At 71.4% G+C, this 23,051-nt stretch carries 16 protein-coding genes and 1 tRNA gene; 10 read left to right on the top strand and 7 right to left on the bottom strand.

Annotated features, from left to right (window positions below):
* Positions 1–190: 190 nt before the first annotated feature.
* Together AB0D31_RS18460 and AB0D31_RS18455 are read right to left on the bottom strand one after the other, a co-directional pair.
* Positions 191–1,060 (bottom strand): helix-turn-helix transcriptional regulator, encoded by an 870-nt coding sequence (locus AB0D31_RS18460; protein WP_362723841.1) that lies wholly within the window; start codon positions 1,058–1,060, stop codon positions 191–193.
* 379 nt (positions 1,061–1,439) lie between these two features.
* Positions 1,440–2,180, bottom strand: coding sequence for a GPP34 family phosphoprotein (locus tag AB0D31_RS18455; protein WP_362723839.1), 741 nt, complete (start codon positions 2,178–2,180; stop codon positions 1,440–1,442).
* Between the two features lie 487 nt (positions 2,181–2,667).
* On the opposite strand from AB0D31_RS18455, the gene AB0D31_RS18450 reads away from it, so the two are divergent.
* Together AB0D31_RS18450 and AB0D31_RS18445 are read left to right on the top strand one after the other, a co-directional pair.
* Positions 2,668–5,262: a serine hydrolase gene (locus AB0D31_RS18450; RefSeq protein ID WP_362723837.1), complete on the top strand. Its 2,595-nt coding sequence runs from the start codon at positions 2,668–2,670 to the stop codon at positions 5,260–5,262.
* A gap of 233 nt (positions 5,263–5,495) precedes the next feature.
* The gene (locus tag AB0D31_RS18445; protein WP_362723834.1) at positions 5,496–7,433 is read left to right on the top strand and encodes an MFS transporter; all 1,938 of its coding nucleotides are present in this window, start codon (positions 5,496–5,498) and stop codon (positions 7,431–7,433) included.
* Between the two features lie 465 nt (positions 7,434–7,898).
* Here AB0D31_RS18445 and AB0D31_RS18440 read toward each other — a convergent pair.
* A tRNA-Arg gene (locus AB0D31_RS18440) sits at positions 7,899–7,974 on the bottom strand.
* A 111-nt stretch (positions 7,975–8,085) separates the two neighbouring features.
* Positions 8,086–9,123: an Ig-like domain-containing protein gene (locus tag AB0D31_RS18435; protein WP_362723831.1), complete on the bottom strand. Its 1,038-nt coding sequence runs from the start codon at positions 9,121–9,123 to the stop codon at positions 8,086–8,088.
* On the opposite strand from AB0D31_RS18435, the gene AB0D31_RS18430 reads away from it, so the two are divergent.
* From AB0D31_RS18430 to AB0D31_RS18420, 3 genes are all read left to right on the top strand, one after another.
* Positions 9,116–9,493 (top strand): hypothetical protein, encoded by a 378-nt coding sequence (locus tag AB0D31_RS18430; RefSeq protein ID WP_362723828.1) that lies wholly within the window; start codon positions 9,116–9,118, stop codon positions 9,491–9,493. The genes AB0D31_RS18435 and AB0D31_RS18430 overlap by 8 nt on opposite strands.
* Before the next feature lie 125 nt (positions 9,494–9,618).
* On the top strand, positions 9,619–10,851 hold the full coding sequence (locus AB0D31_RS18425) for an LCP family protein (RefSeq protein WP_362723825.1): 1,233 nt from the start codon (positions 9,619–9,621) through the stop codon (positions 10,849–10,851).
* A 443-nt stretch (positions 10,852–11,294) separates the two neighbouring features.
* Positions 11,295–12,992, top strand: coding sequence for a class I adenylate-forming enzyme family protein (locus AB0D31_RS18420; RefSeq protein ID WP_362723822.1), 1,698 nt, complete (start codon positions 11,295–11,297; stop codon positions 12,990–12,992).
* Between the two features lie 129 nt (positions 12,993–13,121).
* On the opposite strand, the gene AB0D31_RS18415 is transcribed toward AB0D31_RS18420, so the two are convergent.
* Positions 13,122–14,429 carry a M6 family metalloprotease domain-containing protein gene (locus AB0D31_RS18415; RefSeq protein WP_362723962.1) on the bottom strand — a complete coding sequence of 436 codons (1,308 nt, stop codon included), beginning with the start codon at positions 14,427–14,429 and terminating at the stop codon, positions 13,122–13,124.
* A gap of 298 nt (positions 14,430–14,727) precedes the next feature.
* Here AB0D31_RS18415 and AB0D31_RS18410 point away from each other — a divergent pair, with 298 nt between their 5' ends.
* Positions 14,728–15,384, top strand: a complete 657-nt coding sequence (locus tag AB0D31_RS18410; RefSeq protein WP_362723820.1) for a helix-turn-helix domain-containing protein — start codon at positions 14,728–14,730, stop codon at positions 15,382–15,384.
* Between the two features lie 109 nt (positions 15,385–15,493).
* Entirely contained in the window at positions 15,494–17,038 is a 1,545-nt protein-coding gene (locus tag AB0D31_RS18405; RefSeq protein ID WP_362723817.1) for an MFS transporter, read from the top strand.
* A 111-nt stretch (positions 17,039–17,149) separates the two neighbouring features.
* Here the strand turns inward: AB0D31_RS18405 and AB0D31_RS18400 are convergent, their stop codons facing one another.
* Positions 17,150–17,641 (bottom strand): MarR family transcriptional regulator, encoded by a 492-nt coding sequence (locus AB0D31_RS18400; protein WP_362723814.1) that lies wholly within the window; start codon positions 17,639–17,641, stop codon positions 17,150–17,152.
* Positions 17,642–17,786: 145 nt separating this feature from the next.
* On the opposite strand from AB0D31_RS18400, the gene AB0D31_RS18395 reads away from it, so the two are divergent.
* A complete protein-coding gene (locus AB0D31_RS18395; protein ID WP_362723812.1) occupies positions 17,787–18,572 on the top strand; it encodes a class III extradiol ring-cleavage dioxygenase in 786 nt (261 codons plus the stop codon).
* 440 nt (positions 18,573–19,012) lie between these two features.
* Positions 19,013–20,011, top strand: a complete 999-nt coding sequence (locus AB0D31_RS18390; protein WP_362723810.1) for a sigma-70 family RNA polymerase sigma factor — start codon at positions 19,013–19,015, stop codon at positions 20,009–20,011.
* A 242-nt stretch (positions 20,012–20,253) separates the two neighbouring features.
* Here AB0D31_RS18390 and AB0D31_RS18385 read toward each other — a convergent pair whose 3' ends face one another.
* Positions 20,254–21,246 carry a YafY family protein gene (locus AB0D31_RS18385; RefSeq protein ID WP_362723807.1) on the bottom strand — a complete coding sequence of 331 codons (993 nt, stop codon included), beginning with the start codon at positions 21,244–21,246 and terminating at the stop codon, positions 20,254–20,256.
* A 58-nt stretch (positions 21,247–21,304) separates the two neighbouring features.
* Between AB0D31_RS18385 and AB0D31_RS18380 the strand changes: the two genes are divergently transcribed.
* Positions 21,305–22,834: an MFS transporter gene (locus AB0D31_RS18380; RefSeq protein ID WP_362723804.1), complete on the top strand. Its 1,530-nt coding sequence runs from the start codon at positions 21,305–21,307 to the stop codon at positions 22,832–22,834.
* The last annotated feature ends 217 nt before the right edge of the window (positions 22,835–23,051 follow it).

Genomic DNA, 23,051 nt, shown 5'->3' with positions numbered 1-23,051 from the left:
GCTCCGGTTCTTGCGAGTTGGTCGTTCTCGGCCAGCGGTCTTCGTTGGCGTGATCGACGCTACTCGCAGCCTCCGGGGTGCGGGGCGGCCATTCACTCGACCGGATGGCATATTCCGGTTGGGCCTTCCACCGCGGTACGCGTGGGGTGTACCGTGCCGCGCTTCAGCGCTCGGCCCGCCGTTTCAGCACTCATCCCGCCGTTTCATCGGCATACTCCTTGGCGATCGCGGTGATGAATTCCCGGGTCTGGTCCACATTCAGGGCCTGCGCCCGCAGATGCTCGTACATCACGCTGTATTTCTGGACATCATTCGCCTTTTCCAGATACAGATCGCTGGTGATGCCCTCGATGTAGACAACGCTGGAGTCCGACGCGTCGGGGAATTCCAGGATCGCGTACTGGCCGTTGATTCCGGGGTGCGCGCCCATGCTGAACGGCAGTACCTGCACGGTCACATGGGGCAGCTGGGACTGCTCGATGAGGGATTCCAGCTGGTCGATCATCAGTTGCTTGCCGCCGACCCTGCGGCGCAGCGCCGCCTCGTCGATGACCACCCACAGCCGCAGCGGGTTCTCCGCCGCCTTCACGCGCTCCTGCCGGCGCAGCCGGACGTTCACGCGTTTCTCGACGTCGCTCGGCGCCGTCTCCGGGAGCGCGCCGGCGATCAGCGCCTCCGCGTACTGCCGGGTCTGGAGCAGGCCGGGCACGACCTGCGGATCGTAGACGCGCAGGCTCGCCGCGTCCGTCTCCAGGCCGATGTAGACGCTGTACGGGATGTCACCGAACGCGTGCCACCAGCCCTGTTGGCGGGAGTCCTTGGCCATCTGCATCAGCGAATCGACGATGCGGTGGTCCTCGACCTCGTACACCCCGCACAGATCGCGCACATCGCGCTGGCTGATGGAGCGGCGGCCGTTCTCAAGGCGGCTGATCTTCGACTGGGACACCAGCAGGCGCTCGGCGACCTCTTCGGCCGTCATGCCCTTCAGCTCGCGGAGTCTGCGCAGCTCCTGGCCCAGTCGGCGCCGCCTGACGGTGGGATTGACGTTGGACGCCACGGGTAACGCACCTCCGGCTCACGGCTTTTCTGTTCTTCTGCTCAGCTGTTCTGCTCAGCAGAGTGCCACCAACGTCCGGGCGCGCGCTGGAAAACGGCCACACACAGCTACGACGCGAGCGCGCGGGGCTGTTGGGACAGCCCCGCGCGTTGTGGTGCGGCTCCCGAACCGGGTCATGGGGACGACGGTGCGGCGGTGGTGCGGTGCGGCGGTGTGACGGCGGTGCGGTGTGATGCAGCCGCGGCGCAGCTGACGTGCGGCTGTGGTGCGGTCTGCGGTGCAGCCGCGGCGCAGCTGACATGCGGCTGTGGTGCGGTCTGCGGTGCAGCTGTGGTGCGCGCGACTGGGGTGGTGCGGGTTCTGCCGGTCGCGGGTCGTGCTAGTGGTGCACCACGGCCCTGGCCATCGCCCCGTGATGCGGCTGCATCGGGACGCCGGCCGCCGCGGCGTGGCGGCTTCCGTTGTCCGGCGTGGTGGTGGTGCGGCGTGGCTGAGCGGCCACACCGTTCTGGACGTCCATCACCGCGTGCGCGACGAGGCCGCCCATGGGATCGTGCCTGATCAGATCCCTGAGACGGGAGCGCGATGACCGCCCCTCGTTGCCGGGATACAAGTGCTTGCCGAGCCCGACTGCGTGGGCCAGCGCGGCAAGCGCCGCGGTCCGCGGGTCCGGCGGAACGCCGGTGCGGATCGCGCTGTCCAGCCGGGCCCTGATGTCCCGGCTGATCGCTGTCTCCGTCGCTTGGTAGCGGGTCGTCGGCAGCACCCCGCACATCTGGCCCGACACGGCATGGACCATGCCGCACCGCTCCAGGTGCGCGAGATAGATCTGACGGAGCCCGAGACGGGGCCCGCCGATCCAGTGGACCGCCCGAACCGGACTGCCACGCCTGCGCAGCAGTTCCAGTGCGGAGTCCAAGGTCGGATCTCCTGTCGGCCGTGCCATCACCACGGCGATACGATCCCCGTCTGGGGCTATCCGTCCTGCCAGAGCCAGCTCCACTAGCTGGGCTCCGGCGAGGCCGAGGTCGAGCGATTGCGGCTGCGCTGTGGTACCCGTGGCCGGGTCCAGAGCGAGCAGCAACAGCTCTTCCGGAATAGTTCTGCGGCTCCTGCCCATCCATGCCTCCCCGCGTGGATGAATGACAGGGTGACCCCTCTCACATTCATCTGTCGAGAGCGCCTGGGTGGTTCGTACGGGAACCAACAGGTATGTCGTTCTCGTCTAGCCGGGGGGTCCTACCCGGCACACAGGACACTGGTACATGGTTCGGACAGTTTCGGATGACGCCACCCGGCGTCTGGAGGAGGCATCGGTGGCGGGCGAGTCCCCCGACAAGTCGGAGCAGAAGCAGTCGTCGGGGGAGACGGCTACGAGCGAACGCGATCCGCGTCTCGCGCTCTCCCACCCCCCGGCCCGTTCCGGGTCCCCTTCAGGATCGGCTTCCCGGTCGGCTTCCGGCTCCACGTCGGACGAAGGGAAGGACGGCGGGGAGGCGGTGAACGGTTCCGGGGCGGGTGCGGGTTCTGACTCCGGCTCCGGTACGGGTACGGGTACGGGTGTCGGTACCGGTGGCCGTACCGGAGGAGCCGGTGCCAGCGGGTCCGTGGACCAGGCGACCGCGGTCTTCCGCGCCCCGCGCCAGGAGGACGGCGACGGCGACACCCGGCTCCGGGCGGCGGTGGCGGCATGGGTCGACCAGGAGGGCGGCGAGTCGTCGTCGCGGGAGGGCGAGGCGAGCGGCAGCGATGCCGATGTCGACGCCGGGAAGCGTGAGCCCGCCGGGAAGCGTGAGCCCGCCGGGAAGCGTGAGCCCGCCGGGAAGCGTGAGCCCGCTGAGACGGGGTCGACCTCTGGTGCCGACAAGCCCGGAACCGGCGGCGACAGCGACTCCGACAGCGATGTCACGGCGGGCCGCGGCGAGTCCGCCCCCGCTGCGGGCGGCGGCGCCGAGCGGGCAGCTGCGCGGGCGATCGACGCGGAGACGGACGCGGCGGATGCGTCGGACACGTCGGACGCGGCGGATGCGGGCGAGCCCGGGGCGGGGGCGGCGGCGTCTGCGGTGGCTGCGCCCTCCGCGACGTCTGCGACTGCCAAGCCGGGTGCCCCGGAGCCCCGGTCCGGCGCGAAGAAGACCCCTGCCGAGGGCAAGGCGAGCTCCACTGCGGCCGACACGAGCGCCGCTGGGGCCGAGACGAGCGAGGCCGCCGGCAAGGCGACCCCGGCCGAGGCCGCGCAGTCCGCCTTCGACGACAAGGCGAGCGCGGGAGCCAGCACGCAGGCGGCTCCCGCCGATGCCGATAAGGCGACCCCGGCGGACGCCAAAAAGACCGCCCCCGCCGACAAGGCGGCTGCCCCCGAGCCCTCCGCCCCCAAGCCCTCCGCTGCCGGGGCCGGCGCAGCCGGGGCTGCCGGCACGACCTCGGCCTCGACCGAGCACTCGGCCTCGACCCCGGCCTCGACCGCGAGCTCGACCTCGGCCACCCCCGGGATCGACTCGACCTCGCCCACCCCCGGGATCGATCAGCCCACGGCCGTGTTCAAGGCCGTCGCCGCGCCCCCCGTCGACCAGCCGACGGCCATGCTCAAGCTCCCCGCGCCCCAGCGGGAGCCCGCCGCCGAGCGAACCTCGGAGCCCGCCGCTGAACGAGTCTCGGAGCGAACCTCCGATCGGGCCTCGGACCGGACCTCCGACCGGGCCCCGGAGCGACCCTCCGAGCGCGCCAGCCAGTTCGTGCCGCTGCGTTCCGACGACGCGAGGGCCGGCACCGCCGTCAGGAACCCCGACGCCCCGGCCAAGCGGCCCGAGGCGCCGAAGGTGACCCCGCCGCCGCCCGCCGGGGCCGGGGCCGCCCCCGGCGCGGGCGCGGCCGTTCCCGAGCGCGCCGAGCGGACCAGACAGCAGCCGCTGCCGCCCAAGCCCCCGCTCGACCTGCTCGCCGAGCTGACCAACACCCCGCCCCCGGCGCAGACCGCGGTCCGTTCCACGGTGCGGCGGTTCAAGATCTGGACCCCACTGGTCCTGCTCCTCCTGATCGTCTTTGCGGTCGTGCAGATCATGCGTCCGCTTCCCGAGCCGAAGCTGGACCTCACATCCGCGGCCTCGTACACCTTCAGTGACGGCACGCTCGACCTGCCGTGGCCGTCCGACGGCCAGTCGGCGATCACGGTGGACGGCGTGGGCAGCCTCGGCACGCACGGGGAGCAGAAGCCCGCCCCGCTGGCGAGCGTGGCCAAGACGATGACGGCGTACGTGATCCTCAAGGGCCACCCGATCTCCGGGAAGCAGGAGGGCGACAAGATCACGGTCGACCAGCAGGCCGAGGACGACGCGAAGAAGCCCGACGAGTCCACGGCGCCGATCCGCAAGGACCAGCAGTTCACCGAGAAGCAGATGCTCGAACTGCTGATGATCCCGTCGGGCAACAACGCCGCGCGCCTGCTGGCCCGTTGGGACGCCGGGAACGAGGAGGCCTTCATCGCGAAGATGAACGCCACCGCCAAGGAACTCGGCATGACCGGCACCACGTACACCGACCCGAGCGGTCTGAAGGAGACCACGGTCTCCACCCCGACCGACCAGCTCAAGCTGGCCCAGGCCGTCATGCAGAACGATGTGTTCCGCGAGATCGTCAACACGCCCCAGATCAAGATCCCGGGCATCCCGACGATGATCTACAACAACAACAAGATCCTGCTCAAGCCGGGTGTGAGCGGCATCAAGACCGGCTCGTCCACGCCGGCCGGCGGCAACCTGCTGTGGTCGGCCGACACGAAGATCGACGGCAAGAACCAGCGGATCTACGGCATCGTCATGGGCCAGCGCACCGGCACCACGCTCGACGCCAAGCTGAGCTCCGCGATCAACAACAGCTACAAGCTGATCCAGGCGGTGCAGAAGGCCGTGACCTCGGCGACCGTCATCAAGAAGGGCGACGTCGTCGGGTATGCGGACGACGGGCTCGGCGGCCGTACGCCGCTGGTCGCGGCCAACGACCTCAAGGCGGTCGGCTGGCCGGGCCTGAAGGTCGACGTCAAGCTGGGCGCGGGCGGCAAGCCGGTCCCGCACTCGGCGAAGGCGGGTGACGTGGTGGGCGAGCTGTCCATCGGCTCCGGCAACGGCAGGCTGACCGCGCCGGTCGAGCTGAAGAGCGCGCTCGCCGAGCCGGGTGTGGGCGCCAAGCTCACCCGACTGGGCTGACCGCCCCGAAGCCGTCGAGGGCGCCCCCGGCCTGCGGGGCGCCCCCCGTGCCGGCCCCCGTGCTAGCTTCGGGCAACTGGGGACGCGGGGACGGCGTCCCTGTATCCGGGGGAGAATCGAGTCGTTCCCGTGCACAGCAGTACGGGCCGGACCGGGCGGCCCCGCGCCTGCCGTGTGCATCTGCACACGGTGGCGTAATTCCAGGTGAGACAGCGTGAGGCGGGAGAGCCGCAGTGACCACCGCTGAGCCGACGCCGACCCGCGCCGACAGCAGCACGAGTACGAGCGCGAGCACGAGTACGAGCGCGAGTACGGGTGCGTGCTCGGGTACGACCACCGACGCGGGGGCGGGCGCGAGCACGCCGGGGACCGCGCCGGGAGCGTCGTCGTCCGGCACCGTGCCGGAGCCCGGCGCCGGGCCGCGAATACGAGCACGTCTGCGCCGTCTGCGCCCGGACCCGGATTCGTGGCCGATGCGCCACCCGGTCGCCTTCATGGCAATCGCCGGCGCCGTCACCCACATCCTGTGGTTCTTCCTCTTCGCCAACAGCGGCGGCGACCTCGCGGCGCAGGACGCCTGGACCGAGTTCGTCGGCCGCAACCCGGAGTCCGCGTACAACCTGGCCTGGTACGGCGGGATGCACCCGGTCTCCTACAGCGTCGTCTCGCCGTATCTGATGGCGCTGCTCGGCGTCCGTACGACGATGATGATCGCCGGGACGGTCTCGGCGGCCCTGACCACGCTGATCCTGGTCCGCGTCAAGGCGGTCCGCACCCCGCTGGCCTGCTCCTTCGCGGCGCTCTTCGCGTTCCTGTGCAACGCCATGTCGGGCCGGGTCACCTTCGGGCTCGGCACGATGTTCGCGCTCGGCGCGGTGGCGGCGGTGTTCTGCTGGCCGCACAACAAGCGCGAGAACCGCTGGCCGAAGGCGGCCGTGGCCGCGCCCTGCGCCGCGCTCGCCACCGCGAGCAGCCCGGTCGCGGGCCTGTTCCTCGGCCTCGTCGCGGCCGCGCTGTTCCTGAACAAGCGCCGTCCGGGTGCGTACGCGATCGGCCTGCCCCCGGTCGTGGTGGTCGCCCTGTCGGCGTGGCTGTTCCCGTTCTCGGGCACGCAGCCGATGTCGCTCGCCACCACATCGGGCCCGTTCCTCTTCGCCGTCCTCATCTTCTTCCTGGTGCCGAAGGACTGGCGTACGGTCCGCACGGCCGCGGTGGTGTACGGCGTCGCGGTGCTGCTGTGCTTCGCGATCCAGTCGCAGATCGGCTCGAACATCACGCGTCTTTCGATGCTGTTCGCGGGCGTGGTGCTGCTGGCGGCGCTCCCGTACGCCGTCCCGAAGACGTTCAAGTGGTACGCGCTGGTGCTGGCGTTCGTCGGCCTCAACGGGTGGATCGGCTTCAAGTCGGTGGACGACATCGTGCACACCGCCCCCGCGGCGACCTGGGCGCGCGATCTGGCGCCGCTGGTCGACCAGTTGCAGGGGCGCGACGCGGCGACCGGCCGCGTCGAGGTGGTCCCCGCCTCCAGCCACCGCGAGGCGTCGGCGTTCACCCCGTACGTGAACCTCGCCCGCGGTTGGAACCGGCAGGCGGACATGGAGCGCAACCCGCTCTTCTACGACGACACCCTGAACGCGGACAACTACCACGCCTGGCTGGACCGCTGGGCGGTGCGCTACGTGGTGCTGCCGCTCGGCCCGGCGGACCGCAACGGCGCCGTGCAGGAGGGCAAGCTCATCGAGCAGGGCCTGCCGTATCTCAAGCAGGTCTGGTCGAACGAGCACTGGCGCCTGTTCGCGGTCGACGACCCGACCCCGCTGGCGGACCCGCCAGCCACCGTCAAGCATGCCGGCGAGGGCGAACTCACCGTGGCCGTCCGCTCGGCGGGCACGGTCCTGATCCGCATCCCGTACTCGCCCTGGCTGAAACTGGTCGACGACCACGGCAAGGGCGTCGAGGCCCCGCAGGAGACCCCGGAGTCCAAACTCCGCGGCCACGGCACGAAGACGTACACCAACGTGAACGGCTGCCTCCGCAAGTCCCCGGCGAACGTCTCGGGCGACGAGTGGACGGAGCTGGTAGCCCCCAGACCGGGCACGTACCGCGTGGCGGCCCCGTACAGCTTCCCGCGCGGGACGGGGTGCCCGGAGGGGGAGCTGGTCGCCCCGTAGGGGCGGCGCGGAGCACGGGTGCTGCCGACGCCCGCAGGACCGCGGTGGGCGATGACCGGGCCGGCGGCCGGCGGTCCGCTCGCCGCCCCGCAGGGGTGTGACAGGGAGGGCAGGGCCCCGCAGGTTCTGTGCGCGCCAGTGACGCCGGCTCCCGGGGTCCACGTGCCAACCCCGACTTCCCGCACGGAACCGTGGGCCCAGTCATGGGCGTCTGGCTACGCCCTCGATGCCCGCCCGGGCCCCCTGGTCGCCGCACTCACTCCGCCTACGCCCGACGCAGACAGTCCGGGGCGGGCCGGGCCGCCTGACGCTCCGCGAGAGCCACGGGCGGCCGCGGTTCGGGGCCGCCCCGGTGGCGCCCGTAAGGGGCTGTGTTCGCCATGGCGCGGAACGCATGGACGGCCCATGCCATGGCCACAACGAACAGCGCGCCCACCTCGCAGAGGTGAACGCGCTGTTCAGGCCTGGTGCCCCCGGCAGGATTCGAACCTGCGACACCCGCTTTAGGAGAGCGGTGCTCTATCCCCTGAGCTACGGAGGCGCGCTGCCGATGGCAGACCTGGACAGGGTAGCGGATCAGGGTGGGGGCTTGCTGGCGGGGAGGGGCTCGGCCCGAAGGGCTTGCTGGCCGAGCCGCGTCCCCCGGTACTCCCTAGGTGAGCGCGCTGCCCGCCGTCCACTGCGCCCACGGCAGGTTCCAGCCGCTGAGACCGTTGTCCGGGGCGACCGTGCCGCCGCCCGTGGAGTTCCGCACGATCACCACGTCCCCGAGCATCGAGTTGGCGTAGAACCAGGCGGCGGGGGAGTCCGGGTCGCCGGCGCCCTGGGTGTCCTGGATGCCGATGCAGCCGTGGCTCGACGCGCGGGCGCCGAACGTCGTGGGCGCGGCCCAGTAGTTGCCGTGGATGAAGGTGCCGGAGTTGGTCAGGCGCTGGGCGTGCGGCACGTCGGGGATGTCGTACTCGTCGCCGAGCCCGACCGTCGTGCTGTTCATCTTGGTCTGCCGGTCCTGCTCGCTGATGACCATCGTGCCGTTGTACGTGGCGTACTGCGGCGAACCGGTGGAGACCGGCACCGTCCTGACCGTGGCGCCGTTCTGCTGCACGGTCATCTCCTCGGTGGCCGCGTCCACGGTGGAGATCTGCTCGCGGCCCACCGTGAAGGAGAACGACTTGTCCTGAACTCCGTATATTCCCTTGGTCAGTTCGAGCCCGTCGAAGTCGAAGGCGACGGCCACCTTGGAGCCGGGTGTCCAGTAGGTCTCGGGGCGGAAGTCGAGGCGACGGTCGCCGAACCAGTGGCCGACGGCCCGCTGGCCGCCGCTCGACGAGATCTTCACGGCGGACTCGGCGGCCCTGCGGTCGCTCACCGGCTTGTCGAACCGGAACGAGATCTCCATGCCGACGCCGACGGTGGAGGTGTCCTCCGGGGTGTAGAACGCGATCGCCGAGTTGCTCTCGGACACGGTGGTGAAGTGGGTGGTCACGGTCGCCGTCCGCCCGTCCGGGTCCTTCGCCTGCGCGGTCAGGGTGTACGCCGTGCCGCGGGTCAGGGCGGCCGAGGGGTGCCAGGCGGTGCCGGCCGCGGATGTGGCGCCGGGCAGCGCCGGGCCGCCTTGGGCCATCAGGGTGACGGTGGTGAAGGTGCCGTCCGTGACGCGCGCTCCGACGTCCTTGACGGTGATGCCCACATGGCCGGCACCGTCCGTGGGGGTCGTGGTGATCCGGGCCCTGGAGACGGTCGGGCTCGGGCTCGGCGAGGCGTGGTCGCCGCCGCCCGACGAACAGGCGCTCAAGGTGAGCGCCGCCGCCGCGAACAGGCCGAACAGGGCCGGTGCGGTGCGGTGCCGCCGGGGCCGGCGGGTCCCGCAGGTGCTGCCCCGGCTGCCGGCCGGTCGCCCGGGTGGCCGGGGCCGCGCCGTCGGTCGGCTCGGTATCCGGATGGACAGGAACCGGGCCTGCGCCGCGGCCGGCACTCTGGCCGCCGCTCTGGCCGTCGCAGTGAAGATCACTGTGGACGTCTCCCCTCCGGCAGTCCAGGCTGCCCGTTATGCGGGGTAATGCACCTTTCTTGTAGTGTGCGGTAACGCCCTGTGCGTACGCATGCCGAGTTCTGTGGTTTGGGGCTCGTCGGGTTCTCGGGGAGTTCTCGGGGTTCTTGGGTCGCCGACGGACGGAGTCGAGGGATGGCACACGGACCTCGCTGGGGCCGGATACCCCGGTTCGGCCGCACCGCCCGCACCCGTGGCGTCGGCCGGACCACCCGCACCGGCGGTGTTGGCCGGACCATCCGCACCGGCGGTGTTGGCCGGACCGCGCATACTGGCGGAGTCGGCCGGACCGCCCGCATCGCCGGCGTCGGCCGAACCACCCGTACGTCCCGGTTCAGCCGCACCACCCGCATCGTCCTCTGCTCGCTCCTCGGGCTCCTGCTGCTCGCGGGCGGCGCGGCCGCGTACACCTGGCACCGGCTCAACCAGAACATCACCGGCGTCGAACTGGGCTCTTTGCTCACTCCGGCCGCCTCGGCCACGTCCGATCTCAACATCCTTGTCGTGGGCTCCGATTCGCGGGCCGGCAAGAACGCCACCCGCGCGGGCGGCGGCGACGACACCGGCCGCTCCGACACCACGCTCCTGCTCCATGTGTACGGCGGCCGCAAGAAGGCGGCGCTCGTCAGCATCCCGCGCGACACCATCGTCGACCGCCCCGCCTGCACCACCGCGTCCGGCCGCAAACTGGAGGCGCGCGAAGGCGTCATGTTCAACTCCGTGTACGAGACGGGCGGCGCCCCCTGCACGGTCGCGGCGGTGGAATCCCTCACCGGCGGGCTGCACGTCAACCACTACGTCGAGGTGGGCTTCAACGGCTTCGCGGAGCTCATGGACGCGCTGGGCGGCACCGACGTCACCCTGGCCAAGCCCATCGACGACAAGGAGAGCGGGCTCCATCTGGCCGCTGGCAGGCACCACTTGAACGGCCAGCAGGCGCTCGACCTCGTACGCACCCGGCACGGCGTCGGCAACGGAAGCGACCTCGGCCGGATCCAGCTCCAGCACCAGTTCCTGACGGCGCTGATCGGGCGGATCGCGGGCGGCAACCTCCTGACCGACCCGGCCAGGCTCTTCGACGTGGCCGACTCCGCGACGAAGTCCCTGACGACCGACACCTCCCTCGCCCATGTCGGCAACCTCGCTTCGCTGGCGTACTCGATGCGGGGACTCGGCGCGCGCGATGTCCAGATGGTCACGTTGCCGGCGCAGCTGGAGCAGGGCGACGAGGACCGCCTGGTGCCGGACTCGGCCAGGGTCGCGAAGGTCTGGGCGGCCCTGAAGGCGGACCGGCCGGTTCCGGAGGACGCCCTGACCGGCACGGCGTCGGTACCGAACGGAATCGGTCAGGTAGTGATGCCGGGCTGAGCACGCGCCTCCCCCGGGTCCTTCAGCCCCGCCTGCCGGGTCGCATCCACTCGATCAGCCTCTTCCGGTGGCTGTGCCCCTTGCGGTCGCCGAACCGATGGCCCGACCGATGGCCCGAGCCGATGGCCCGACCGATGGTCCGAGCCCATGGCCCGACCGATGGCCCGAGCCTATGGCCCGGCTCCTCGTCGCCCCCTACCCAGTCGGTTGTGTTCTACACCGACCTTGACCGTCGCGGGGGAGCGGCATAGCGTCGGGCACCACTGGGACTGAGCAGGCGCTTAGGAGGACTTCCCGTGGTGACGACAGGGCCGACTGGGGCGACAGGGCCGACTGGGGCGGCAGGGGCGCACGGCGGTGATGCGCAGCAGCCGGATGGGGCGGGACCGCAGCCGGGCGGGGCGCGATCGGACGCGGCGCGTGGGGCCATCGGGCAATCCGACGTGGCACGATCGGACGCGGCGCACATCGAGCCCCGTCGCGCCGAGGGGCTGCTCACCGCGCCTGGGGCGCCCTTCGCCGTCGTACGGGGCGAGGCGGGCGCCCTCGAGTACGCCACCGGGCCGCGCACCCTGCGGGAGTTCGCCGAGACAGTCTGGGCCTTCGGGGACCGGCCGTTCCTGATCGCCGAGAGCCGGACCTATACCTACGCCGAGTTCTTCGCCGCGTCCTGCGCGCTGGCCCGCCGCCTCGTCGACGTCTACGGACTGCGCCCCGGCGACCGCGCCGCTATCGCCCTGCGCAATCACCCCGAGTGGCAAGTCGCCTTCTGGGCAGCCCAGTTGGCGGGCCTCGTCGCGGTACCGCTCAACGCGTGGTGGACGGGTGACGAGGTCGCGTACGCACTCGACGACTGCGCGCCGAGGGTGCTGCTCGTCGACGGTGAGCGCCTGGAGCGGGTGGCCGGCTGGGCGGCCCGTACGCCGGGAGTGCGCGGCATGGTCTTCCATCACGCGGGCGGTGCGCTGCCCGACGGGTTCGAGCGCTGGGACGACCTCGACGAGCTCTCCTCGCCCGACCGGGCCGCCGGGCCGCCCGACGTCGATGTCCTGCCGGACGCGGACGCCACCATCATCTACACCTCCGGCACCACCGGCCGCCCCAAGGGTGCCGTCGCCACACAGCTCGCGCAGGCCGGCGCGGTCATGAACCCCCGCTTCCAGGCGGCCATGTCGATGCTCGGGCGCGGGGTCGTGCCGGGGCAGGGCCCGGCCCCCGTCACGCTCATGACCTTTCCCTTCTTCCATGTGGCGGCGTTCACCTCGGTGTACGCGGCGATGTCGGCGGGCGGGGCGCTCGTCCTGATGCACAAGTGGGACGCGGGGCGCGCCCTCGCCCTGATCCGCGAACACGGGGTCTCGCACTACGCGGGTGTGCCGACCACCGCGCTCCAACTCCTCTCCGCGGCTGAGGAGTCCGGGGACGGGCTCGACGGCCTGGCCGCGCTCAACACCGGGGGCGCGGCGGCCCCGCCCGGCCTGGTGAGCGGACTCACCGCGCGGTACGGCTCGCGCATCGAGCCGCGCAACGGGTACGGGCTGACCGAGACGAGCGGTGGGGTGCTGGCCAACTACGGTGCGGAGTACCGCAGTTGGCCGGGGAGTGCGGGGCGCCCGACGCCGGTGACGGAGGTGCGGATCGCCGGCGCGGACGGCTCGGCCCTCCCGGAAGGCGAGATCGGCGAACTGTGGCTGCGCGGCCAGTCGTTGGCCCGGGGGTACTGGAACGACCCGACCGCCACCCAACTCGCCTTCGGGGGCGGGTGGTTCAGGACGGGCGACCTCGCGGTGGTGCGGGAGGGGCGGGTCGGGATCGTCGACCGGATCAAGGACATGGTGATCCGGGGCGGCGAGAACGTGTACTGCGTGGAGGTGGAGGGGGTCCTCCACGACCACCCCGCGGTCCTGGACGCGGCGGTGTTCGGGGTGCCGCATCCGACGCTGGGGGAGGAGGTGGCGGCGGTGGTGCGGATCCGCCCGGGCGCGCCGGTGACCCCGGACGAGCTCCGCGCACATGTGGCCGGGGTGCTGGCGGCCTTCAAGGTGCCGACGCGGGTGCAGGTGCGCGAGGGCGAACTGCCGCGCAACGCTACGGGAAAGGTCCTGAAGAGGGAGCTGAGGGCGGAGCTGGGGGAGGGTTAGCCCCCGGCCCCCGGGCCCCGGCCCCCGGCCCCGGCCCCCGGCCCCGGCCCCCGGCTCCGGGCCGCGCGTTGGCCCCGGCCCCCAGGCCGCGGACCGTGCTCCCTTCTCGCGCAGTTCCCCGCGCCCGCGTCAGGAGCGGGTGACCTTGACGTGGTAGTTGCCCATTCCGTCCACCCCCGTCACCGCGATCCGCACCCCGCTCGCCCGATCCGTGAAGGTCTCGCCCGTCGTGTAGGGCGCGTCGGAGAGCTCCGCGTTGACGTTGGGGCGGCGGGTGCAGCCGCCCGTCGTGGGCTCGCTGTCCGAGACGTTGACCGGGCCCCGGCCGGTGTCGATGCCGCCGTCGACGCGGTAGATCAGTACCCCGGGTTTGCAGACGGCCTCGTCGTTGCCGGCCTGGGTGCGGACCTCGACCGCGTACCCGCTGTCCTTCGTGACCGGTACGAAGAGCAGCTTGGGGCCGCCCTCGGTGGCCAGCGGCGTCAGCGCGTACTGGCCCTCGCCGGTGCCGGTCACGCAGGACACCTGGCTGTTGTCGAGCCAGCCGAGCTTCCACTTGTGCCAGCCCAGCATGTCGTTGTTGGCGCCCCAGTCCTCGGACATGATGTCCCAGTGCCCGACGGCCCCGCCGCCCTGTGCCGTATAGAGGTCGGGCAGTCCGAAGACGTGGCCGTTCTCGTGGGGAAGGACCCGGTAGCCGGTCCGGGAGTACGAGCCGGAGCCGTCGTCCTGGCGGCTGTAGACGAACGAGGTGTTGGAGAGCGGCACGCCGTCGGCGTAGGGCGCGTCCTCGTTGCCGGAGAACGTCACCGACAGGACCGTGTCCAGCGCCGAGGGGCCCGCGTTCGGGGTGACCAGGACGTTCACCAGGTCGTACTTGGAGAAGTTCACCCGGTTCCCGGCCGCCGCGATCATGTCCTGGGCCAGCCGGTGGTAGCCGGGCTCGTAGGGCGAGCCGCGGTCGATCCCGTACGCCGAGAACGCCTTGGGCATCCGGAGCCACTGGGGGATCGGTGCCTCGGGGCGGTAGTCGAGCCGGCCGTAGGAGGCGTTGCGGAACCAGTTGCTGGTCTGCGGGAAGAACTCCTTGTACCGGCTGAGCGCGGTCCCGCTGCCCGGCGCGTCCGGGAAGTCGATCATGAGTGTGAGGGCGCGGACGATGCCGGTGGAGTGGGCGTATCCGGGCGGCGTCGGCATCCCTTCCGACATCTGCACGCCGAGCGTGGCCGGGATGCGGCAGGGGTCGAGCGGTGATTCGCCGGGGGCGGCGACCGGCCCGGCGGAGGCGCGGGTCGCGATGGTCAGCGTGGTGGAACCGGTGGTCAGCGCGGCGAGCGCGACCGAGGCGAGAGCGGCGCCGAAGAAGGTGGTCCGGCGCCTGGGGCGTATCCGGCGTCGGGGCGCCCGGCCCGGGCGGGACTGGCTGACGTCCTGCATGCGCACGCGCTCGCCTTCGGGTCCGCGACAGCAGGCCGGTTCCTGGCTGCGCTCGTCTGATCACCCTGTGTCGGACGGGTCGGGTGCGCGCGCTGAGTAGCCCGAATGTGGGGTTTTACGGACATACCGGACCATGGTGCGTGTGTGGCGCAGGTCACCTTCGGGCGGGGAAATAAACGGGGACGGTCTCCCCGTTTGACCCTGTGTCCCCGCTAAACGGGGAGAGCCTCCCCGCTTGGAGCCCGTCGGGCCTCAGCGGCTCTCCCGCCGAGACGTTCTACGAAGAAGGAGCAGAGCCGTGCAGACTGCCGCCGCACCCGTCACCGCGGAACCGCGCCGCGCCCCGCGCCCGCGGGCCGACGCCCTGCGCAACCGGGAGCGGATCATCGCCGCCGCACGGGAGATGTTCGTCGAGTTCGGCGCCGAGGTGCCGCTGGACGAGATCGCCCGCCGGGCCGGCGTCGGCAACGCCACGATCTACCGTCACTTCGCCGACCGCACCGAACTCATCACCAGCGTCGTGCTCTCCGTCATGGACCGCGTCTCGGCGCGGGCCGAGGCGGCCGCCGCCGAGGAGGCCGACCCCTTCGACGCGCTGCGCTGCTTCGTGCACGCCGCCGCCGACGAGCGGATCGGGGCGCTCTGCCCGATGCTCTCCGACACCTTCGACCAGGACCGCGCCGAGCTGAACGAAGCCCGCGCGCGCCTGGAGCGCGACGTCGAGGGGCTCATGAGGCGGGCCCGTGCCGCGGGCCGGCTCCGCACCGACGTCGCCGTGGGTGACCTCATGGTCGCCCTCTCCCAGCTGACCCGGCCGCTGCCGGGTACGCCCTGCCCGAACATCGACCAGTTCGTCCACCGCCATCTGCAGCTGTTCCTCGACGGGCTTCAGGCCCCGGCGCGGTCCGAGCTACCGGGCAGTGCGGCGACCCTCGCAGACCTCCGGAGGGGTTGACCGTCTTTTGCGTTCGACCCTCTCCGTTCAACTCCCTGTTCACGCACCGTAGTTGAAGCGCAGTTACAACACTTATCTCGGTAATCCGCGTCCCAAGGTGGCTACCCCCATGTCTAAAACAGTCGGTCTGGACAAGCCGGACCAGTTCTCCCTCGCCCCCGATCCCAGTCGCTGGAAGGCACTCGCCTTCATAGCCCTGGCCCAGCTGATGGTCGTGCTCGACGCGACGATCGTGAACATCGCGCTGCCCTCCGCGCAGCACGCGCTGCACATCAGTGACGCCAACAAGCAGTGGGTCATCACGGCCTACGCCCTCGCCTTCGGCGGTCTGCTCCTGTTCGGCGGGCGCATCGCCGACCTGTGGGGCCGCAAGCGCACCTTCGTCGTCGGCCTGCTCGGCTTCGCCGCGGCCTCCGCGCTCGGCGGCGCCGCCACCGGCGAGGCCATGCTGCTGGGCTCCCGCGCGCTCCAGGGCGCCTTCGGCGCGCTGCTCGCGCCGGCCGCCCTCTCGCTGCTCGCGGTGATGTTCACCGACGCCAAGGAGCGCGCCAAGGCGTTCGGCATCTACGGTGCGATCGCCGGTGGCGGTGGCGCGGTGGGCCTCATCCTCGGCGGCTTCCTCACCGAGTACCTGAACTGGCGCTGGACCTTCTTCGTGAACATCCCGTTCGCGATCGTCGCCGCGCTCGGCGCCTACCTCGTCATCCGTGAGCCGGCCGGCACCCGCAACCGCTCGCCGCTCGACGTCCCCGGCGTGCTGCTGTCCACCACCGGTCTGGTCGCCCTCGTCTACGGCTTCACCCGCGCCGAGTCGGCCGGCTGGTCGGACGCGCTGACCATCTCGATGTTCATCGCCTCCGCGGTGCTGCTCACCGCCTTCGTCACGATCGAGGCCAAGGTGCGGCACCCGCTGCTGCCCCTGCGCGTGATCACCAACCGCAACCGCGGCGGCGTCTACCTCTCGCTCGGCCTCGCGATCATCGCGATGTTCGGCCTGTTCCTCTTCCTCACCTACTACCTCCAGGTCGTGCAGGGCTTCTCGCCGGTCAAGACGGGCTTCGCGTTCCTGCCGATGATCGCGGGCATGATCACCGGCTCCACCCAGATCGGCGCCCGCCTGATGACCCGGGTCCCGCCGCGCCTGCTGATGGGCCCCGGCTTCCTGACCGCCGCCGTCGGCATGCTGCTGCTCACGCAGCTGGACGTCGACACGTCGTACGCCGGTGTCATCCTGCCCGCGCAGATCCTGCTCGGCCTCGGCATGGGTACCGCGTTCATGCCGGCCATGTCGCTCGCCACGATCGGTGTCGAGCCGCGTGACGCGGGTGTCGCCTCCGCGATGGTCAACACCTCGCAGCAGGTCGGAGGCGCGATCGGCACGGCCCTGCTCAACACCATCGCCGCCTCGGCGACCACGGCGTACGTCACCGGTCACATGGCGCTCGGCGCCACCAACCCCGAGCTCCTCAAGCTCCAGGCCATGGTGCACGGCTTCACGGCCGCGATCTGGTGGGCCGTCGGCATCCTGGCTGCCGCTTCCGTCATCGCCGTCACGTTCATCAACACCGGGCGCCCCGGCGCGAGTCCGATCGCCGGATCGGGCTCCGGCGAGGACATCGAGGACGAGGTGCGCATCCCGGTGGTCGCCCACTGACCGCCCGGGAGCACCCCGGACGATCTCGGAAGGACCCCGGGCGAACCCGGTGGCACTCCGGACGACCCCGGTAGCACCCAGGACGCACGACCTGCCCTGGCCCCGCTGAACTCAGCGGAGCCAGGGCAGGTCCGCTTTGGCGTCGGTGGGCTGGAGCCCCTGCGCCATCACCCGCATGATCTCGCCGAGCTGGTCCACCTGCTCGGGGGTGAGCCGGTCGAACAGGGCCTGGCGTACGGCGGTGACATGGCCGGGCGCCGCCCGCTCCAGGACCTCGTACCCGGCGTCGGTCAGGGCGGCGAGCTGACCCCGCTTGTCGGAGGGGCAGTCCTCGCGCCGGACCCAGCCGTTGTTCTCCAGGCGCGCGACGGCGTGCGACAGCCGGGAGCGGGTGATCTTCGCGTTCTTCGCCAGCTCGGTCATCCGCAGCCGCCGCCGCGGCGCCTGCGAGAGCTGGACGAGCAGCCCGTAGTAGACGTGCGGCATCCCGGCGTCGCGCTGGAGCTGTCGGTCGAGGTGGTCTTCGAAGAGCCGGGTGGCGTGGAGGTAGGCGCGCCAGGTGCGCTGCTCCTCGTCGCTGAGCCAGTTAGGTGCCGAGGTCATGCATCTACTGTACGGATGCTTCTTGAAAGTTGAACTAGCTGGAGTTAGGCTGGATCCATAAACTTGAGAGTTCAAGCAACAGCCCGGCCGCCGGAGCATCGGCCGTGAGGCCGGCCGGCCCGTGAGTGAACCCGGAGGGTCCGCCATGACCGTCGCCCGCCCCGAGCGCATGCCCGCCCTGTACCTCTCCCATGGCGCCCCGCCGCTCGCCGACGACCCGCTGTGGCCCGCCGAACTGGCCGCCTGGTCCACCGGCCTGCCCCGGCCCACGTCGATCCTCATGGTCTCCGCGCACTGGGAAGAGGCCCCGCTCGCACTCGGCGCCACCGAGACCGTGCCGCTCGTGTACGACTTCTGGGGCTTCCCCGAGCACTACTACCAGGTGCGGTACGCGGCCCCCGGCGCACCCGAACTCGCCGATGCCGTGCGCAAGTTGCTGCGTGCGCCCGGCGTTCCCGTGCAGGACGTCCCCGACCGGGGGCTCGACCACGGCGCCTACGTCCCGCTGGTGGAGATGTTCCCCGCCGCCGACATCCCCGTCCTCCAGATCTCCCTGCCGACCCTCGACCCCCGCAAGCTCTACGACATCGGCCGCAAGCTGGCGCCGCTGCGCGACGAGGGCGTACTGATCGTCGGCAGCGGGTTCTTCACGCACAATCTGGCCGCGCTGCGCGAGCCCGAAGGTCAAGTGCCCTCCTGGTCCGCCGAGTTCGACGACTGGGGCGCGCGGGCGCTCGCCGCAGCCGACACCGACGCTCTGCTCGACTTCGAGCACAAGGCCCCCGCCGGCCGCCTCGCCCACCCCCGCACCGAACACTTCGCCCCGCTGTTCGTGACGATGGGCGCCGGAGAGAACGACCCGGGCGGCGCCCGCACCATGGTCGACGGCTTCTGGCTCGGGCTCGCCAAGCGGTCGGTGCAGTACGGCTGAGTGGGTCGCGCGGATTCCGCAGCGCGGACCTGCGTCGACGGGCTGCGGGGCCGCTCCGGCGGCTTGTGGGCTCCCCCTCTCCGACAAATCGGGCATCGCCAGCAACCAGAAGTCGGGGCAGGTCGTCTTCAGGGGTGGGAGTGCACCGGTGGGCGGCAGCGTCCGTCGGTCAAGACGGCCATCGGGCGTGTGATGGCGGTCTCACGGGTGAAGAGCGTGTAAAAGCCCCCAACGGGCACCAGTACGGCCTTCGGACTGGCTCTGACCTGCACCTTTGTACGTCCCTGCGGCACCTGTCCCCCTCCCGTGGCGCGACAGGGTACTGCATGATCACGCAAATGGATGGACGGGTCGGGAATTCTGTCCGGATTCCAGCCGTTGTTTCCATCGGATGCAGGGCACCCGGGAGGGTGTCGCGACCACTCAGTAAGGGAGCACGCATGGCAACCCGCGCCGTCGCCCGCCGACAGTCCGCCTCTGGCGGTTCGGAGTCGGGAAGCAGGGTCCGCGCTATCAGCGGTGAGATCGCCGACCGCGACCTGGTCGGTATGTACCTCGACGAAATCGCGCGTACGCCGCTGCTCGATGCCGCCAAGGAGGTTGAGCTCTCGCAGACCATCGAGGCCGGTGTGTACGCACGCCAGATCCTCGACGGCGAGGTGGGGAGCAAGGCGGCAGGAGCCTCGCAGGAGGAGCTGGAGGCGCTGTACGCCGCCGGTGAGCGCGCCAAGGACTTGTTCATCCGATCCAACCTCCGCCTCGTCGTAGCCGTCGCCCGCCGCTATCCGCGGGCCGGTCTGCCGCTGCTCGACCTCATCCAGGAAGGCAACGCCGGCCTGGTGCGCGCGGTCGAGAAGTTCGACTACGCCAAGGGATTCAAGTTCTCCACGTACGCGACCTGGTGGATCCGCCAGGCCATCACCCGCTCCATCGCCGACCAGTCCCGCACGATCCGCCTCCCCGTGCACCTCGTGGAGGAGCTGGGCCGTATCCGCCGGATCCAGCGCGAGTTCAACCGGGAGAACGGCCGGGACCCGGAGCACGCGGAGATCGCCGCCGAGCTGGGCTCCACGCCCGCGCGCGTCGGTGACGTGCTCGACTGGGCGCGTGATCCGGTTTCTCTGAACATGCCGGTCGACGATCAGGGCGAGACCCAGTTCGGCGATCTGCTCGAAGACACCTCCGCGATCTCGCCCGAACAGTCGGTGCTCACGCTGCTGCGCAGCGAGGAGCTGGACGACCTGATCGGCAAGCTCGACCAGCGAACCGCCTCGATCATCAAGATGCGTTACGGCATTGACGACGGTCGGGAGCGTACGCTGACAGAAGTCGGTAAGGAACACGGGCTGACCCGTGAACGGATCCGGCAGATCGAAAAGCATGCCCTGCTCGAACTGAAGAAGATGGCTCGAGACACGGGTTTCGACGCGGCGGCCTAGGCCCCGCACCCCCAAGACGAGCTCCGGCACCCTCCCCCCCCTGGTGCTGGGGCTCCCGGCCCCGGCACCTTCCCCCCCTGGTGTCGGGGCCCCTCCCTTTTCCGGGCCCGCGGACGCGCGTTCACCGGGGTCTTCGGCGGCGGCTCCCGGAAGCCTCCCGGGGTTCGCGGCCCACGGGGCCTTCGGCGGCGGCTCGGACGGAGGCCTCCCGGGGCCAGCGGGTCGCGTTCCCCGGGGCGCGCTCACTCGTCCGGCGCAACCGGTGTCGCCCGGATCAGACGCTCGCCCAAGTCGTGCAGATACGCCGTCATCGCAGGCGGGCCGTCGACCGTGAATTCGCAGTCCACCAGGGCGAGCCGCAGCCCCACCCACTCCAGGGAGTCGGTGCACGTGGTGCGCAGCCGGCAGCGGCCCGCGTCCAGGGGCTCGGGCGCGCCGAGCGAGCCGGGCAGGCGGGCGGTCACGAAGTCGGCCGGCGCCTCGAAGGTGACGTCGAGCTCCAGGACGGGAAGGACGGGCCGCAGCCGGTTCATCGAGGCCCGCACGAACTCCGCCGCGTTCGCCTCGGGCAGCTCGCGCGGCGCGAACCGGGCCCCGGTCGCCACCGGCTCGGTGATCCGGTCGACCCGGAACGTACGCCAGTCGCCGCGCTCCACGTCGTACGCCACCAGGTACCACCGCCGCCCCGTCGACACCAGGCGATACGGCTCGGCCAGACGCTTGGTGGCGGTGCCGTCGCCCGCTACGTAGCCGAACCGCAGCCGCTCCTCGCCGGTGACGGCGGAGGCCAGCGTGGTCAGGGTGCGCGGGTCGACGGTGGCGCCGTCACCGCGCCAGGCACCGGACAGCGGCATCGTGGCCGCCTGGAGGTTCGCGACGCGGCGGCGAAGGCGCGAGGGCAGCACCTGCTCCAGCTTGGCCAGGGCCCGCACCGACGCCTCCTCCACGCCGTCCACCGCGTGGCCCGCGCCCGCCCGCAGCCCCACCGCGATGGCCACCGCCTCCTCGTCGTCCAGGACCAGCGGCGGCATCGCCTTGCCCGCGACGAGCCGGTAGCCGCCCTCGGCGCCGCGCGCCGCCTGCACCGGATAGCCGAGCTCACGCAGCCGGTCGATGTCGCGCCGCACCGTGCGCCGGGAGACCCCGAGCCGGTCCGCGAGCTCGCCGCCGGGCCACTCGCGCGGGGTCTGGAGCAGGGAGAGCAGTTGCAGCAGCCGTGCCGGGGTGTCCGTCATGCCCTCCAGGATGCCCGGCCAATGAGGACACGCTTTGACCTATACGGGGTTTCCTCTCATGACTTCCACCACGACCAGCAGTACCCCAGAGGCCGCGGCGAGCGCCGCAGCCGACCGCCGCCGGTGGTTCGCCCTGGCCATCGTCATGACCGCGGCCTTCATGGACCTGGTCGACGTCACGATCGTCAACATCGCCATACCGTCGATCCAGCACGACACCGGAGCGAGCTTCTCCTCGATTCAGTGGATAACCGCCGGCTACGCGCTCGCGTTCGCCGCGGGTCTGATCACCGGCGGCCGCCTCGGCGACATCCACGGCCGCAAGAAGCTCTTCCTGCTCGGCATCGGCGGCTTCACGCTCGCCTCCGCGCTGTGCGGCTTCGCCGCGAGCCCCGAGATGCTGGTCGCCTCCCGCATCCTGCAGGGCGCGATGGCCGCCATGATGGTGCCGCAGGTCCTCTCGATCGTCCACGCCACCTTCCCGGCGCACGAGCGCGGCAAGGTGTTCGGCCTGTTCGGCGCGGTCGTCGGCCTCGGCGCGGTCGCGGGGCCCCTGCTCGGCGCGCTGCTCACCGAGTGGAACCTGTTCGGCCTCGAATGGCGCCCGATCTTCCTGATCAACCTGCCGGTCGGCATCGCGGGCCTGATCCTCGGCACCAAGTTCATCCGCGAGTCCAAGGCGCCCCGGGCCCTCCGGCTCGACCTCGCCGGCGTCGTCCTGGTCACGCTCGGCCTGCTCATGCTGCTCTACCCGCTGACCCGCGGCCGCGAGCTCGGCTGGCCGCTGTGGGGCTACCTCTCCATGGCCGGCAGCGTCCTGGTCTTCGCCGGTCTCATCGCGTACGAGCGGATGAAGGCGGCCCGTGACGGCTCCCCGCTCATCGAGCTGTCGCTGTTCAAGGTGAAGAGCTTCGCCGCGGGCATCGCCGTGCAGGCCACGTTCGGCGTAGCGCTCGGCATCTTCTTCCTGGTGTGGACGCTCTACATGCAGATGGGTCTCGGCTGGAGCGCCCTGCGCGCCGGCCTGACCGGAGTGCCGTTCTCCATCGCGGTCTCCGTGGCCGCCGGGCTGTCCGTGCAGAAGCTCGTCCCGCGCTTCGGCCGCAAGGTCCTCCAGGCGGGCGCCCTGACGATGGCGGCCGGGCTGCTGATCTACATCTGGGAGGCCGGCCGCTACGGCCTGGACATCGCCCCGTGGCAGATGGCGCTGCCGCTGGTCGTGATGGGCCTCGGCATGGGCCTCATCGTCGCCCCGATCACCGACGCGGTGCTCTCGGAGGTCCCCAAGGAGCACTCGGGCTCCGCGTCCGGGCTCATCAACACGGTGCAGCAGATGGGCAACGCGCTCGGCCTCGGCCTGGTCTCGGTCGTCTTCTTCGGCTCGATCGGCGACGGCCTCACCCCGCCGCGCCTGAACCAGGCGTTCATCGACGGCTTCCAGCACTCGCTCTGGTACGTCGCCGGGGTCCTCGCGGTGATCTTCTGCGTGATGTTCGCGCTGCCGGCCCGCCCCGAGCAGCACGTCGAGGGCACGATCGACGAGAGCGAGCTGCTCGACCTGACGCGGGAGGCGCAGCCGATCGGCTGACACCGGACGCCGTGGAAGGCCGCCTCCGCCACGGCGGGGGCGGCTTTTGCGTGACTCCGGCCGCCGCCGAAGGTGGCCGGCGCGGGCCGAGGCAGGCCTGCGTGGGGCCGGGCAGGACCGCCGTGGACCCGCCGTGGACCCCCCGTGGGTCCGCCGTGGGAAAGATCACCAGGGACCGAAGCCCGTTTGTGCCCGCAGGGCCCTCCGATCGACGTAC

Origin of the sequence: Streptomyces sp. NPDC048361, from assembly GCF_040651795.1 — a bacterium.
In the GTDB taxonomy this organism is placed as follows: domain Bacteria; phylum Actinomycetota; class Actinomycetes; order Streptomycetales; family Streptomycetaceae; genus Streptomyces.
The sequence above is the reverse complement of the archived record's forward strand: the minus strand, read 5'-3'. Positions and strand labels throughout refer to the sequence as shown.

Excerpts from the sequence above, each read along its gene's own strand:
- AB0D31_RS18455 (WP_362723839.1), bottom strand. The coding sequence starts at position 2,180 with ATGGGCAGGAGCCGCAGAACTATTCCGGAAGAGCTGTTGCTGCTCGCT.
- AB0D31_RS18430 (WP_362723828.1), top strand. The coding sequence starts at position 9,116 with ATGCCCACATGGCCGGCACCGTCCGTGGGGGTCGTGGTGATCCGGGCC.
- AB0D31_RS18425 (WP_362723825.1), top strand. The coding sequence starts at position 9,619 with ATGGCACACGGACCTCGCTGGGGCCGGATACCCCGGTTCGGCCGCACC.
- AB0D31_RS18415 (WP_362723962.1), bottom strand. The coding sequence starts at position 14,429 with ATGCAGGACGTCAGCCAGTCCCGCCCGGGCCGGGCGCCCCGACGCCGG.
- AB0D31_RS18405 (WP_362723817.1), top strand. The coding sequence starts at position 15,494 with ATGTCTAAAACAGTCGGTCTGGACAAGCCGGACCAGTTCTCCCTCGCC.
- AB0D31_RS18400 (WP_362723814.1), bottom strand. The coding sequence starts at position 17,641 with ATGACCTCGGCACCTAACTGGCTCAGCGACGAGGAGCAGCGCACCTGG.
- AB0D31_RS18395 (WP_362723812.1), top strand. The coding sequence starts at position 17,787 with ATGACCGTCGCCCGCCCCGAGCGCATGCCCGCCCTGTACCTCTCCCAT.
- AB0D31_RS18390 (WP_362723810.1), top strand. The coding sequence starts at position 19,013 with ATGGCAACCCGCGCCGTCGCCCGCCGACAGTCCGCCTCTGGCGGTTCG.
- AB0D31_RS18385 (WP_362723807.1), bottom strand. The coding sequence starts at position 21,246 with ATGACGGACACCCCGGCACGGCTGCTGCAACTGCTCTCCCTGCTCCAG.
- AB0D31_RS18380 (WP_362723804.1), top strand. The coding sequence starts at position 21,305 with ATGACTTCCACCACGACCAGCAGTACCCCAGAGGCCGCGGCGAGCGCC.